Origin of the sequence: Cytobacillus citreus (assembly GCF_018343665.1) — a bacterium.
Lineage (GTDB): Bacteria > Bacillota > Bacilli > Bacillales > Cytobacillaceae > Cytobacillus > Cytobacillus citreus.
The window spans coordinates 401,276-415,163 of sequence record NZ_JAGYPM010000001.1; the positions used below are offsets into that span (position 1 = coordinate 401,276).

Here is a 13,888-nt window from a genome sequence, read left to right on the forward strand (position 1 = left end):
AGAAATAACAATCTTTATATGGAAGTTTATTTTGTTAGTACTATGCATGTGTTGCGATTCATATATCGTTAATACATATCTTTTTTAATATGCAAAAAAGGAAAGCGTTTTCGAGGATAAGGAGGGAAAATCATTTATGCATATTGTCGTTTGTGTGAAGCAAGTACCAGATACAAAAATAATAAAAATTAATCCCAAAACAAACACACTTGATCGAAGAAGCGCACCAGCAATCTTAAATCCATATGATGCACATGCAGTGCAAGAAGCCGTCAAGATTAAGAAAATGATTGGAGAGGGCACGATATCAGTTTTATCAATGGGCCCCCCGCAAGCGACTGCAGTTATAAAGAAGAGCATTGAAATTGGAGCCGATAGAGGGTATTTAATATCGGACAGGGCATTTGCTGGTGCAGATACACTAGCAACAAGCTATGCATTATCAAAAGCATTGGAACGAATCTCGAAAGAACAGAAAATAGATCTCGTTATTTGCGGGCTTCATGCAATCGATGGGGATACTGGACAAGTAGGTCCAGGAATTGCAAGGAGATTGGATATTCCGCCAATAACGAATGTAATTGAAGTAACAGAATTTAATAAAAAAGAGAAAACAGTGCTCCTGAAAAGAAAAATTGCGAATGGATATCAGCTGATTGAAGCTCAATATCCTTGTTTACTGACAGTTGGCAAAGAAATTAATGAAATCGAATATTCTCCAATGCCAAACATGATTAAAGCAGCTAGGTACGAACCAATCATATGGACTGTAAATGATCTTGAAAATGTCGATCGTCCACAATTAGGGCTTAAAGGCTCGCCAACAATTGTAGGAAAAATGTTCACTCCTCCGAAGCCAGAAGGCGGTAAGAAGCTGGATGGAAATGCAGACGAACAAGTCGCTCAATTAATCGCTTTATTAGAAGACAAAAAAGAATTATTATTCGCTAATCATTAACCTTTTTTTTAATGGGAAAGGAGTGGGCTAAATGTTTGAGGATTATCGGGGAGTTTGGGTTTTTATTGAACAGAATGAAGGAGAAATTGAAGGAGTGTCTTTAGAACTCCTGGGAGCTGGAAGGAAGCTTGCTGATAAGCTTTCAGTGCCATTATCCGGAGTATTATTAGGGCTTGAAATCAAGGAATTATGTCCTGAAATTATTTCTTATGGTGCAGATCAAGTATTTGTAGTTGACCACGCTGTACTAAAGGATTATCGAACAGAGTCATATATGAAGGGTGTTATTCTACTTGCTGAAAAATATAAGCCAGAAATTTTTCTCTACGGGGCAACTCCGAATGGGAAGGACCTTGCAAGTGCGGTAGCCACAGATTTGAGCACAGGCTTAACAGCAGATACAACGATGCTGGACGTAGATTTAGATAATAGATTACTTGAAGCAAGCAGACCTGCATTCGGCGGAAATATTATGGCAACAATTTTATGTAAAAAACATCGCCCACAAATGGGTACTGTTCGCCCAAAGGTGATGAAAGCACTAGAAAAGGATAATAGTAGAATTGGAAAAATAATAGAAGAGGAAATTTTCTTACAAGAAGAAGATATGCGAACAAAAGTGCTTAAAATTGTGAAGGATGTCACAAAAAAAGCACGTTTAACGGATGCACATGTAGTGGTTGCAGGGGGAAAAGGAATGGGAGACTTACAAGGATTTCAGCTTATTCATGAATTAGCTGAAACGATTGGAGCAACAGTTGGAGGGACCAGGGATGTCGTTGAGGCGGGGTGGCTTCCACATGAGCAACAAGTAGGGCAAACCGGGGAAACGATTACCCCAAAAATATATTTTGCGATAGGTATCTCGGGTGCAATTCAACATATTGTAGGGATGAAAAATTCTGAATTTATCATTGCGATTAACAAAGATCCAAATGCACCGATTTTCGATGTAGCCACCTATGGAATTGTAGGGGATGCAATGGAAATAGTCCCAAGATTAATTGAGCAGTTCAAGGTGCTGCAGAAAGAAAAGGGTGGTGAAGTTAGTTATGTCTGAGAAATTTGATGTCATTGTAGTTGGAGCAGGCCCTGCAGGTACATCATGTGCTTATACATGTGCAAAAAATGGATTGAAAGTATTACAAATTGAGAGGGGAGAATATCCCGGCAGCAAAAATGTAATGGGCGGTGTACTCTACAGGCAGCAAATGGAGGAAATTATACCTGAGTTTTGGAAAGAAGCTCCATTAGAAAGACCCGTAATTGAGCAGCGATTTTGGATGATGGACAAAGAATCTGCTGTTACCTTTGGCTATAAAGGGCTTGAATGGGGGATGGAGCCTTATAATAACTTTACTGTTCTCCGTGCTCCTTTCGACCAATGGTTTGCGAAGAAAGGTGTCGAACAAGGTGTATTGCTTGTAAATGAAACAGTTGTCCTCGAATGTATTGTGGAAAATGGGAAGGTAGTCGGAGTTAGAACGGATCGCCCAGATGGTGAAGTTTATGCTGATGTTGTCGTATTGGCAGATGGGGTAAACTCCCTTCTTGGAAAACAGCTTGGTTTTCATAAGGAGTTCAGACCGGACGAAGTAGCCCTAACAGTAATGGAAGTAATCAATCTCTCAAAAGACAAAATTAATGATCGCTTTAATTTGGAGGAGAATCAGGGCTGTACAATTGAAATATTTGGAGACTCAACAAAAGGAAATTTAGGAACAGCTTTTATTTATACAAATAAAGAAAGCATAAATATCGGAGTAGGAACGACACTTTCAAGTATGATAAAGGCAAAACTTAAGCCATATGATCTCTTAGATTATTTGAAGACTCATCCAATGGTTAGACCGCTTATGGAAGGCGGAGAATCCCTTGAATATTTAGCCCATCTTATCCCAGAAGGAGGATATCATTCAGTTCCAAAGGTTGCAGGTAATGGGGTTTTATTAGTTGGAGATGCCGCACAGCTAGTAAATGCCATCCATAGAGAAGGTTCGAATATGGCTATGAAATCTGGAAAAATGGCAGCTGAAGCCATTATTGAAGCAAAAAATCGAAATGACTTTAGCGAGTCTAGTTTGAATAAATACAGGGAAGCCTTATATGATAGTTTTATTATGAAGGATTTAGAAAAATATAAAGATGCAGCACATGTATTTGAGCATTATCCACAATATTTTAATGAGTATGTTCCGATGATCAATCGTGCCGCTAGTAAGTTCTTTACGGTAGACGGAACTTCTAAAAAGGATAAGCAAAAACAAATTATGCGCAGCATTACTGGAGAACGTGGCAAACTCAAGGTTATTCAAGACATGTTTCGTGCATGGAAGGCGGTGAAATAATGTCAACGAAAAATATTGAAGAAAAACAATATTTAATTCGTTTTAAAGCAGATACGAAGTCGCATTTAACCGTTCTAGACCACGATATTTGCATGACAAAATGTCCTGATAAAATATGTACGATTTTTTGCCCAGCTGAGGTATACAAATGGGAAGGGTTAAGAATGCAGGTTGGATACGAAGGATGTCATGAATGCGGAAGCTGCAGGATTGGCTGTCCTTATCAAAATATTAAATGGGAGTATCCGAAGGGCGGACACGGGATTGTTTTTAGGCTGGCATAATAAAGGGTCGCATTGATTTTTTCTTATGTAAATGGATTGAAAAATGTGTCCAGTGTGACCAAAAATGTGACCAGTAAAAATATTGCTCTCGGCTGTTTGTATATAGAATTTAAAAGGGTGATGCTTATATAAAGGCATCGTCCTTTTTTGTGTTCAATAGAAGAAGGTAATAGAGGGAATCAATATAGAAAGGAGGTTAATCCGAATAATTCATGTCTAGAAAAACTCAAAAAGACATAGCACGCAAGACCTAAGTTTGTCCTCTTCATTAACATATTCAATTGAATCACCCACACTACAGTTGAGGGCTTTGCAAAGTTTATTTAAAGTATCAAATTTGATACCGTCAGTTGAGAGGTGCAAAATAGATTAAAAATGTAGAAAAACACTCAAAAGGGGTTCGGAATGAGACCATTCCGAACCCCTTTTGTCGACAATCTGAAAGCACTTGTAACAGTGCTTATACTTACAAACGCTCTTCTAGGGATAAGATTCTAATCTTTAATTCGAAATTGGAATCTAAAAATCCTATAACTATCTGATTCTCTTCAGTTAGAGTTACAAATCTGAAGGTTTTAGTATTTTCGATTATAAAGTTTGTATCCAATGGTGACTCCATCTTCGCAAAAACAGTTTCCGTATACTCAAGTGGAAGAACATCATTTAGCCCATTATCTGGTCTACCAATCCAGTTAAATATGATATTTTTTAATGTCATTTGTTCAATTATCGATAAATTTTTCTTGAATGCTAGTTGGCTTGCAGTTACTTCTTTCAACTTTATCACTCCTTAACAGTAGATAAAGTTTAAACGTATAGAGTACTAACATCAAGGGCAATACAATTACAAGCCTTTTACATTTTGATTACTTGAAAGGGGGTGAGAAGGAATGAACAAGTCAAATGTATTCTTCTGCTACAACAAACGATTATTTACCTTTATTAAAGATGTAAAGGGAATAGATTATCTTATAGTTGCAAAGCATCCTGAAACGGATAGAACTTTCGCTATGTTCTTTAAAACAGATGGATTGCAGCAAGCAATAAATGAATATAAGAGTGTTACAAACTTTGATAAAAGCATCTAAACCATATTACTCTCTGTTTGAAATTAAAAAATCCACATTCTATAAACAAGTAAAAGAATACGAGGGAAGGCTTTAGACGGTCACTTAATCTGACTGTCTTTTTTTATTGTCTTATAAAGGTAGGTGATACTCATAGACCAAGGATTAAAATGTTTAAAAGAATCAATGAATGATTCTAGAAAATATATTAATCCAAGAACGGTTAGGACATGCAAGGATAGGAATTACATTAGACATTTATAGTCATGTTCTCCCAAGTATGCAACAGCAAGTAGCGGAACAGTTGGATCAAATGGTTATTATAAATTAAAAATTGTGACCGCAATCCGTGACCAATTACAATATTGGTGTTGAAAAATCAATGTTTTTCAGGCATTTTGATGTATCGTGCATAGAAGGCGGTGAAATAATGTCAACGAAAAATATTGAAGAAAAACAATATTTAATTCGTTTTAAAGCAGATACGAAGTCGCATTTAACCGTTCTAGACCACGATATTTGCATGACAAAATGTCCTAGTAAAATATGTACGATTTTTTGCCCAGCAGAGGTGTACAAATGGGAAGGGTTAAGAATGCAGGTTGGATACGAAGGATGTCATGAATGCGGAAGCTGCAGGATTGGCTGTCTGTATCAAAATATTAAATGGGAGTATCCGAAGGGTGGACACGGGATTGTTTTTAGGCTGGCATAATAAGGGGTCACATTGATTTTTTTGTATGTAAATGGATTGAAAAATAGTTAGTAATTAATCGATTAAGACGGTGCATGAATAAGCATCGTCTTTTCTTTATCGTAAAGAAATGGGTTAATCCACTATGTTGAATTTGTATGTATTTTCACATATGCGGGTAAAAAGGAAAAGCAAAAGTTGTAGATGGGAGGGCTTAACTAGCGCTTTCTCGTATTTTTGCAGAAAATAACTTGTCGTTAACACTGTATTTTTCTAAGTTTTTTGCATGTTCATATGCAAGATGGAAGGAATCAAAGATCGGAGATGAATAGTAGAGGGTATTCCAAGAAAAGTTTCCATTGGAATCTGATGGATAAATCGTAATCTTCCATGTGTAATATTCTTTATCTAGGTTCCTGATTTCTCCTTCAAGAGCAATAAGCCAATGAGAATGTTTAAGTTTATCAACCTCATCTAAATCATTAAGACACTTGAAATCATTTGTGCCGATTGGAACTAATGCCTTTTGATAAAAATCTTTATAATTTGGCGGACACATATTTTCACCCTCCAATCTAATTGATATGAATTTATTAAGTTCATGTATTTATTATATGGTATTCAATGATTAATTTTCACAATATTTAATAAATTTTTTATTAAATTCAAACTTAGAAAGAAAAGGGAGCCTCATTTAATGGGGCTCCACAGTTTCTTATGAATTCCATTCATTTAGTTTTTGATCAGAAGGGAGAAGGAGAGTTAGTAACCCAATTAGCGGTAAAAAAGCAGTTAGAATCATCGTGTTTGTAATACCGATAATATCTGCTAAATAGCCGATTACCATTGACCCAATTGCACCCATTCCAAATGCAAGACCGACTGTTAATCCAGCCATTGTACCAATTTTACCTGGAACTAGCTCTTGTGCGTATACCACTGTTACTGAGAAGCTTGACATAAGTATAAAACCTGTAATTGTGAGCAAACAAAATGCAGCAACTGGTGGTACAATTGGAATCAAAATTGTTAATGGTGCAGATACAATCATTGAAAGGAAGATGACTAGCTTTTTACCAAATCGATCTGCAAGTGGCCCGCCAAATAAAGTTCCAAGAGCACCTGCCACTAAAAAGGCGAATAAAAAGATTTGAGCTTGTCTTATAGAGAAAGAGTAATTCTCAATAGTGTAAAAAGCATAATAATTTGTCATACCAGAAATGTACCAAGATCGAGCAAAAATTAGAACCAATATAAGAACGAGAGCAAATTTAACACCTTTTGATATTCCTTTTTGGTTTTCAATGGTTGATTTACTTTTTTTATTAAGCATGCTCTGCTCAATTCGAAGATTTCTAGCGTACCAAATGGCAATATAAGTTAAAAGCACAACAGCAATAGCGGCAACACCTGTGAACCATGCTGCTCCTATTTGGCCAAGAGGTACAAGGATTAATGCGGTAATAAGTGGTGCCATTGCCTGTCCACTATTTCCCCCTACTTGGTAAATAGATTGGGCAAGTCCGCGCTTAGAACCAGCTGCCATATATGCTACCCTGGAGCCTTCAGGATGAAATACAGCTGATCCTAGTCCAATGAATACGACTGATATCACGATATATTCGAAGCTTGGAGCTAATGCTAATCCAAGTACACCAATCATGCTGGAAGTTAATCCAATTGGTAAAGCATAGGGCATTGGTTTTTTATCAGTTGCCATACCGACTATTGGCTGTAAGACTGAAGCAACAATATTTAGTGCAAATCCAATAATTCCAAGCTGGGTGAAGGAAAGACCCATTGAGTTTTCCAAGATTGGAAACATTGCAGGGATAATCGCTTGGATTGAATCATTCAATAAATGACAGAGGCCTATGATGATCAATATTTTAAAAGACGTTTCATTGCTTCTTGAAATTGTCTGGGCCGCTGCTGCTGTGTTACTCATTATCAGGACTCCTTTGGAAATAATGTTTTAATAAATTTAGTATTACTAAATAAATATAATACTAGATGATGAAGGATATCAAATGGTTTTTTCTATTCATCATTAATTGTACAATAAAACGAAAAAATTTTGATTGTTCAATTAAGTTGGTCAATTAACCATATTAATCTAGTCAGCGCTGAATAAAAAATAGCACCTGAGGTTCGAAATGAGCGCGTGAATCAAATGTTTGAAGAGATTAAGCCAGAATAGAACAAAAAACCGATATGCCACTTATCATAAATAAAAGAGCCAAAAACGGCTCTTTTATTTATTTTTCTTTTATCGGTAGAAAGATATCAACAATTGTTCCTTTATTTACTTTACTTGAAATTTGAATTTCCCCACCAAATGATTGGAGGATTCTTTTACAAACAACGAGACCGAGTCCTGTACCTAAATCTTTAGAAGTATAGAAAGGCTGGAATATTTTTTCGATTTCTCCTTCAGGAATTCCGGAACCTGTGTCTGATACTTGAATTTGGCACCTAAAGGGCAGTTCAATGAGTGTAATTGTTAGTTTACCACCCTTTGGCATAGATTCCAATGCATTTTTCGTAATATTAAGAATTACTTGTTTTAGCTGATCTTTCGTACAATCTACATAAACTGGTGAAAAAGGAAGGGATGACTCGTATTGAACAGTATTTAAATTAGCTTCTGATATTATGAGTGGCTCCAAATCTATAATTATTTTTCTAGTATCAATGATTTCAGTTTTCTGCGCTGTCGGTTTTCCAAGTATAAGAAACTCACTAACGATTTCATTTATTCTGCTTATTTCATCATTTATGACAGAAAAATAATATTGATCATCTGTATTAGTATATTTTTCACTTAAAAGCTGAACTAGCCCTTTTATTCCTGTTAAAGGATTCCTTATTTCGTGTGCGGTACTTGCTGCCAAAGTTCCAACAAGTTCTAGCTTTTGAAGTTCATTTTCTTTTTTCTCTCTTGCTGTTTGTTTTTTAAGCATAAAATACTTAATCAATAAAAACAAAATGTGGCAAATAAATATAAAAGGAACCATAACGAGGGAAACCTTTTTTGAAATTTTACCCAAATCTCTTTTCGGGATTTCTACCTTAATACTCCATGGTAGTCGATCAATTGGTAAGGAGATAGAGTTTTTGTGAGAAAATTCAGTAGAGCCATTCATATTAATGTCGACGATGACCGATCCATTTGAATTTGTTACCGAAAGCTTTGTATCTGGAGTTAATAATCTCATTATGTTTTGTACATAATCAATTCTTAAATGGGCGATTATGATTGATACTATTTGTCCCTCATCATTTAAAACAGGTTCTCCTATCCCAATAACTTTTTGACCATTTTTTAGTGTTTCAAGATTATTGGAAATAACGATATCTTTTGTACGAGTAATTTCCTTAATATATTCTTGATTTGATAAATTTGTATTGGTTAATAGTGAGTTTGAACCCGTAATGACTTTTCCATTTGGATCAAGTAAATAGATTCCCCCGTATCTTGGATCTTTGCTGTGGGTTTTTTTCAAGAGAGGATGAAGCTTATCGATTGAATCTAATTCTGTTTCAGCAGTTAGTGCGAGAATGTCAAGTGTTGTTATGGTTTCGGCAATAAACTGATCCAAGCTTTTTTGGTGTATGGTGGCTATCCAAATGGCTTTTTCTTTTCGCTGAATGAAATCGCGATTAATTTCATCATACATATGGTAAATAAATGCAATAAATATCGGGATGATGACAAGGATCATATATAAAAGATAATTACTTTTTCTACTTTTCATCAATTTTGACTCCGTTTAAGATAATTATTTCAGTATATAGTATACCATTTTAAACCAGATGAAGCTCACAACTAAATGCAAAATACAAAAAAAGGTTTTCTAATAATATGGAAAGTAGGTGTAAATTGACATTAAACGATTGATTTTTTATAATTTACTTAGATTTCAAGATAATTTATATTAAAAAAGGATTGGATAAAAGTGAGTTCTGAACAAATAAAACAATCATTAAAATTATTTATTGTACTTTCAAGAGCGTATCGATCTATTAATGAGAATGTTAATAAACTTATTCAAACATATGGGCTTAACCCAACTGAATTTGCAGTTCTGGAGCTTCTTTATCATAAAGGAGACCAGCCCTTACAGCAAATCGGTGGAAAAATATTGTTAGCGAGTGGCAGTATTACTTATGTTGTAGACAAATTGGAGCAAAAAGGGTTTATAAGAAGAGCAGCATGTCCGAAAGATAGAAGGGTTACTTACGGGCAAATTACAGAAGCTGGTAAAGCCTTTATCGAGGATATCTTTCCTGACCATGAAAAGCAAATTCATACGTTAATGTCGGAGCTTTCTGAGGAAGAAAAGGATACAGCGATAAATCTGTTAAAGAAACTTGGATTATCACAGATTAACAGACATACCAACTAATTCAATTTAATATACCTAATAATATGACGATCCAAATGGATCGTCATATTATTTAGAGGATTTATATATATAATTGTCGAAATAATAAAGTGCCTTAAAGGAAGTTAATTAAAAGGGGGAATTGGCATGAGTTTTGAAAAATATACATATTCTCGTCCAAATTTAGAAGAATTAAGTAAGAAGTTTGAAATTGCTTTGCAAAAGTTTAAAAATGCAAAAACTTCTGAAGAGCAAAATATAGCTATGAATGAAATCAATGATTTGCGAAATGATGTCGGAACAATGTTCAATCTATGTTATATCCGCCACTCTGTGGATACAAATGATGAATTTTATAAAGCTGAACAGGATTATATAGATGAAATTCAACCAGAGGTGGAAGGGCTTGTAACGAAATATTATGAAGCCCTTGTGAATTCTGATTTTCGCTCTGAGCTTGAAGAGAAGTGGGGAAAACAGCTATTTGCATTAGCGGAAGCACAATTGAAAGTCTTTTCTCCCGAGATTGTACCGTTATTGCAAAATGAAAATAAGCTTTCATCTGAATATACAAAGTTAATAGCATCAGCCAAAATTGATTTTGAAGGGGAAGAGCTCACTCTTGCACAAATAGAACCCTTTACAGAGTCAACTGATAGAGAAATTCGTAAAAAAGCTAGTGAAGCACGGTTCGGATTTTTTGCTGAAAATGAGAATGAGCTTGACAGAATCTATGATGAATTGGTCAAAGTTAGAGCTGAAATTGCTCATAAATTAGGTTACAAAAATTTTGTTGAGCTGGCTTATTTACGAATGCAGCGAACAGATTATAATGCTGAAATGGTTTCCAAGTTCCGAGATCAAGTAAAAGAATTTATCGTTCCAATTGCAACAAAGCTAAAAGAACGTCAAAGAGAGCGCATTGGCGTCGATCAGCTTAAATATTTTGATGAAGGCTTTAATTTTAAATCTGGTAATGCTGTGCCTAAAGGAAGCCCAGATTGGATTATCGAAAACGGTCAGACGATGTATGATGAGCTTTCAAAAGAAACTGGGGAATTTTTCTCTTATATGAGAGATGAGCAGCTCATGGATCTTGTTGCTAAGAAAGGGAAAGCAGGGGGCGGTTATTGCTCATACATAGAGAATTACAAGTCTCCATTTATTTTTTCAAACTTTAATGGGACTTCAGGTGATATAGATGTTCTTACCCATGAGGCAGGACATGCATTCCAGATTTATTCTAGCCGTAATTTTGAAATTCCTGAGTATTATTGGCCAACGTATGAAGCATGTGAAATTCATTCAATGAGTATGGAATTCTTTACATGGCCTTGGATGGAAAAATTCTTTAAAGAAGATACAGAGAAATATAAATTTACTCATTTAAGCGGTGCATTATTGTTCTTGCCTTACGGTGTATCAGTTGACGAATTCCAGCATTGGGTTTATGAAAATCCTACTGCAACTCCTAAGGAACGAAAACAAGCTTGGAGAGAAATAGAAAAGAAATATTTACCGCATAAAGACTATGATGGTAATGAGTATTTAGAAAATGGCGGCTTCTGGCAGCGTCAAGCTCATATTTATAATTCGCCTTTTTATTATATTGATTACACGCTGGCGCAGATTTGCGCTTTTCAATTTTGGAAGCGTTCAAGAGAAAATCAAGAGGTTGCATGGAAAGATTATGTGCATCTTTGCAGTTTAGGAGGCAGCAAGGCATTTACTGGATTAGTTGCTGAAGCAAATTTAATTTCTCCATTTGAGGATGGCTGTGTTGAATCAGTTGTTGGAGAAATTGAAAGCTGGCTAAACACCGTTAATGATAAGAGCTTGTAAAAAATAAATAAGAAAGGACCGGGTCATTTTAAACTGCGACCCAATTTGTTAGACTTAACTAACAGCGAAGTGCAGTTCTTCCGGTCCTTTTTTGTTTCACTATTTATTGTTCATACTAATTACAATTTCCTCGTTTTCTAATTGTGCATGTAGGTCGCGATAACCTGAATGATCGATAATGAAATCTGCTAGCTTATCTTCAAGCTGATCTTGGATGACTCTTCTTAATGGTCGAGCTCCAAACGCTGGATGATATCCGGTTTCTGCAAGTTTTTCTTTTACTTGATCAGAAATGGTAAGATCGATGTTTTGCTCTTTTAGATTTTCTTGCAGGTCTTTTAGCATAATCTCGACAATCTCAAGTAAATGTCCTTTTTCAAGAGATTTAAACTCAATTATACTATCAAAACGGTTTAAAAACTCTGGTTTAAAGAAAGAACCAAGTGAATCTAAAACGCTTGCTTCCTTCAACACTACATTTGTTTCAAAACCAACGTGAATTTCTTTGTTCTGAACACCTGCATTACTTGTCATAATAATCACTGTATCATTAAAGCTAACTGTTCGGCCTTGGCTATCAGTCAAGCGTCCGTCCTCTAAGATTTGTAGAAATATATGCTGAACATCAGGGTGTGCCTTTTCAATTTCATCAAGCAAAATAATGCTATATGGGTTACGGCGTACCTTTTCAGTTAATTGACCTGCTTCCTCGTGGCCAACATATCCAGGAGGAGAGCCGATAATTTTTGAGACACTATGCTTTTCCATATATTCACTCATATCAAGACGAATCATTGCTTCTTTTGAGCCAAATAATTCTTGGGCAAGAGTTTTTGATAGTTCGGTTTTACCAACACCAGTTGCTCCAACGAATAGAAATGAACCAATTGGACGATTTTTCGCTTTAAGTCCAGCTCTGCTTCTGCGAATTGCCTTAGCGACCTTTTGTACAGCCTCATCTTGTCCAATAACCTTTTGAGATAGGTTTGCTTCAAGATTCTTCATTTTTACCTGCTCATTTTCAATGAGCTTGCCGACTGGGATTCCAGTTTTCTTCTCAATTATTTCATGAATATGATAGACTTCGACGATAGGACGTGAAGAGAGATTATTATTGTTAAGTGCTTTTTCTAGCTTAATTTCCTCTTCACGAAGCTTTGCTGCTGCTTCATAATTTTCCTCTTTTAATACTTTTTCTTTTTGTTTGCTAATTTCCTCTATGCGGTTATTAATCTGCTCGGAAGGTGTATAGTCTGATTTTAAATTAATTTTAGATCCCGCTTCATCCATTAAATCAATCGCTTTATCTGGGAGATAGCGATCATGGATATAACGGCTTGATAATTGAACACATGCTTTAATTGCTTCTTCGGAAATAGTAACCTCATGATAGTCTTCATATTTAGACTTTAGGCCTCTAAGAATTTCAAGAGCTTCATCTTCTGTTGGCTCTAGTACATAAACAGGCTGAAAGCGGCGTTCAAGTGCTGGATCTTTTTCAATCTGACGGTATTCCTTTAATGTTGTTGCACCAACTAATTGCAGTTCACCCCTAGCTAATGCTGGTTTTAGAATATTTCCTGCATCCATTGATCCTTCTGCTGAACCAGCACCAACAAGTAGGTGTATTTCATCAATAAATAGAATAATGTTTTTTCGTTCCTGTAATTCACTTATTAATTGTTTCATTCTTTCTTCAAATTGGCCTCTAATTCCAGTATTTGCTACTAGTGAAGCGACATCTAACAAGAAAACATCTTTATTTAGAAGCTTTTTCGGTACTTTACCCTCTAAAATCATCGTAGCAAGTCCTTCAGCTATTGCTGTTTTACCTACGCCAGGTTCACCAATTAATACAGGGTTGTTTTTATTTCTTCGATTTAAAATTTCAATGACACGGTTTACCTCCTCATCTCTTCCTATAACAGGATCAATGAGTCCAGCATTTGCTAATTGAGTTAGATTTCTGCCGAATTGATCAATAAATCCGCCAGCGGATTTTTTATGTTCCGTATTTTGTGTAAATGATTGTTTTTGAAATGGTTGCTTACTTGAATCAATATGTTTGAATAATTCATCAAATGGAAGTTGATTAAAACCTGGAAATCCGTTTGAACCAAAGGAGGAACCAATTTTTGCTTTTTCATGTTGATAACAGCTTTGACAAAGGATAAGGTTTTTTTCATTTCCGTTTATATTTACTTTAAATTGCACATTTGCTTCTTTTTGTTGACATTTTTCACAAAGCATATGACTACCTCCTGAATTTGACTTTGACTATATTTGACCTTTGAATTCATTATACTT

The 13,888-nt window shown here is 35.5% G+C and carries 14 protein-coding genes; 8 read left to right on the forward strand and 6 right to left on the reverse strand.

Annotated features, from left to right (window positions below):
* The first annotated feature begins 136 nt into the window (after positions 1-136).
* The 4 genes from KHA94_RS02065 to KHA94_RS02080 are packed head-to-tail and all read left to right on the forward strand — an operon-like array spanning position 137 to position 3,590.
* The gene (locus KHA94_RS02065; RefSeq protein ID WP_213100486.1) at positions 137-958 is read left to right on the forward strand and encodes an electron transfer flavoprotein subunit beta/FixA family protein; all 822 of its coding nucleotides are present in this window, start codon (positions 137-139) and stop codon (positions 956-958) included.
* A 31-nt stretch (positions 959-989) separates the two neighbouring features.
* On the forward strand, positions 990-2,018 hold the full coding sequence (locus tag KHA94_RS02070; RefSeq protein ID WP_213100487.1) for an electron transfer flavoprotein subunit alpha/FixB family protein: 1,029 nt from the start codon (positions 990-992) through the stop codon (positions 2,016-2,018).
* Positions 2,011-3,306 (forward strand): FAD-dependent oxidoreductase, encoded by a 1,296-nt coding sequence (locus KHA94_RS02075; protein WP_213100488.1) that lies wholly within the window; start codon positions 2,011-2,013, stop codon positions 3,304-3,306. Before KHA94_RS02070 ends, KHA94_RS02075 begins: the two co-directional genes overlap by 8 nt.
* The gene (locus tag KHA94_RS02080) at positions 3,306-3,590 is read left to right on the forward strand and encodes a ferredoxin family protein (RefSeq protein WP_057774024.1); all 285 of its coding nucleotides are present in this window, start codon (positions 3,306-3,308) and stop codon (positions 3,588-3,590) included. Before KHA94_RS02075 ends, KHA94_RS02080 begins: the two co-directional genes overlap by 1 nt.
* Before the next feature lie 216 nt (positions 3,591-3,806).
* On the opposite strand, the gene KHA94_RS26190 is transcribed toward KHA94_RS02080, so the two are convergent.
* Together KHA94_RS26190 and KHA94_RS02090 are read right to left on the reverse strand one after the other, a co-directional pair.
* Positions 3,807-3,953, reverse strand: coding sequence for a helix-turn-helix domain-containing protein (locus KHA94_RS26190; protein WP_275950852.1), 147 nt, complete (start codon positions 3,951-3,953; stop codon positions 3,807-3,809).
* Between the two features lie 103 nt (positions 3,954-4,056).
* The gene (locus KHA94_RS02090; RefSeq protein ID WP_213100489.1) at positions 4,057-4,368 is read right to left on the reverse strand and encodes a hypothetical protein; all 312 of its coding nucleotides are present in this window, start codon (positions 4,366-4,368) and stop codon (positions 4,057-4,059) included.
* A 112-nt stretch (positions 4,369-4,480) separates the two neighbouring features.
* On the opposite strand from KHA94_RS02090, the gene KHA94_RS02095 reads away from it, so the two are divergent.
* The gene (locus KHA94_RS02095; protein WP_213100490.1) at positions 4,481-4,678 is read left to right on the forward strand and encodes a hypothetical protein; all 198 of its coding nucleotides are present in this window, start codon (positions 4,481-4,483) and stop codon (positions 4,676-4,678) included.
* 409 nt (positions 4,679-5,087) lie between these two features.
* On the forward strand, positions 5,088-5,372 hold the full coding sequence (locus KHA94_RS02100; protein ID WP_213100491.1) for a ferredoxin family protein: 285 nt from the start codon (positions 5,088-5,090) through the stop codon (positions 5,370-5,372).
* 193 nt (positions 5,373-5,565) lie between these two features.
* On the opposite strand, the gene KHA94_RS02105 is transcribed toward KHA94_RS02100, so the two are convergent.
* The 3 genes from KHA94_RS02105 to KHA94_RS02115 form a co-directional block, all read right to left on the reverse strand.
* Positions 5,566-5,910, reverse strand: a complete 345-nt coding sequence (locus tag KHA94_RS02105; RefSeq protein ID WP_213100492.1) for a hypothetical protein — start codon at positions 5,908-5,910, stop codon at positions 5,566-5,568.
* Between the two features lie 156 nt (positions 5,911-6,066).
* Entirely contained in the window at positions 6,067-7,299 is a 1,233-nt protein-coding gene (locus tag KHA94_RS02110; RefSeq protein WP_213100493.1) for an MFS transporter, read from the reverse strand.
* 310 nt (positions 7,300-7,609) lie between these two features.
* The gene (locus KHA94_RS02115; protein ID WP_213100494.1) at positions 7,610-9,109 is read right to left on the reverse strand and encodes an ATP-binding protein; all 1,500 of its coding nucleotides are present in this window, start codon (positions 9,107-9,109) and stop codon (positions 7,610-7,612) included.
* Between the two features lie 201 nt (positions 9,110-9,310).
* Between KHA94_RS02115 and KHA94_RS02120 the strand changes: the two genes are divergently transcribed.
* Both KHA94_RS02120 and KHA94_RS02125 read left to right on the forward strand, forming a co-directional pair.
* Entirely contained in the window at positions 9,311-9,760 is a 450-nt protein-coding gene (locus KHA94_RS02120) for a MarR family winged helix-turn-helix transcriptional regulator (protein WP_213100495.1), read from the forward strand.
* A gap of 126 nt (positions 9,761-9,886) precedes the next feature.
* Entirely contained in the window at positions 9,887-11,581 is a 1,695-nt protein-coding gene (locus KHA94_RS02125) for a M3 family oligoendopeptidase (protein WP_213100496.1), read from the forward strand.
* 99 nt (positions 11,582-11,680) lie between these two features.
* On the opposite strand, the gene KHA94_RS02130 is transcribed toward KHA94_RS02125, so the two are convergent.
* Positions 11,681-13,831, reverse strand: a complete 2,151-nt coding sequence (locus KHA94_RS02130; RefSeq protein WP_213100497.1) for an ATP-dependent Clp protease ATP-binding subunit — start codon at positions 13,829-13,831, stop codon at positions 11,681-11,683.
* Positions 13,832-13,888: the final 57 nt, after the last annotated feature.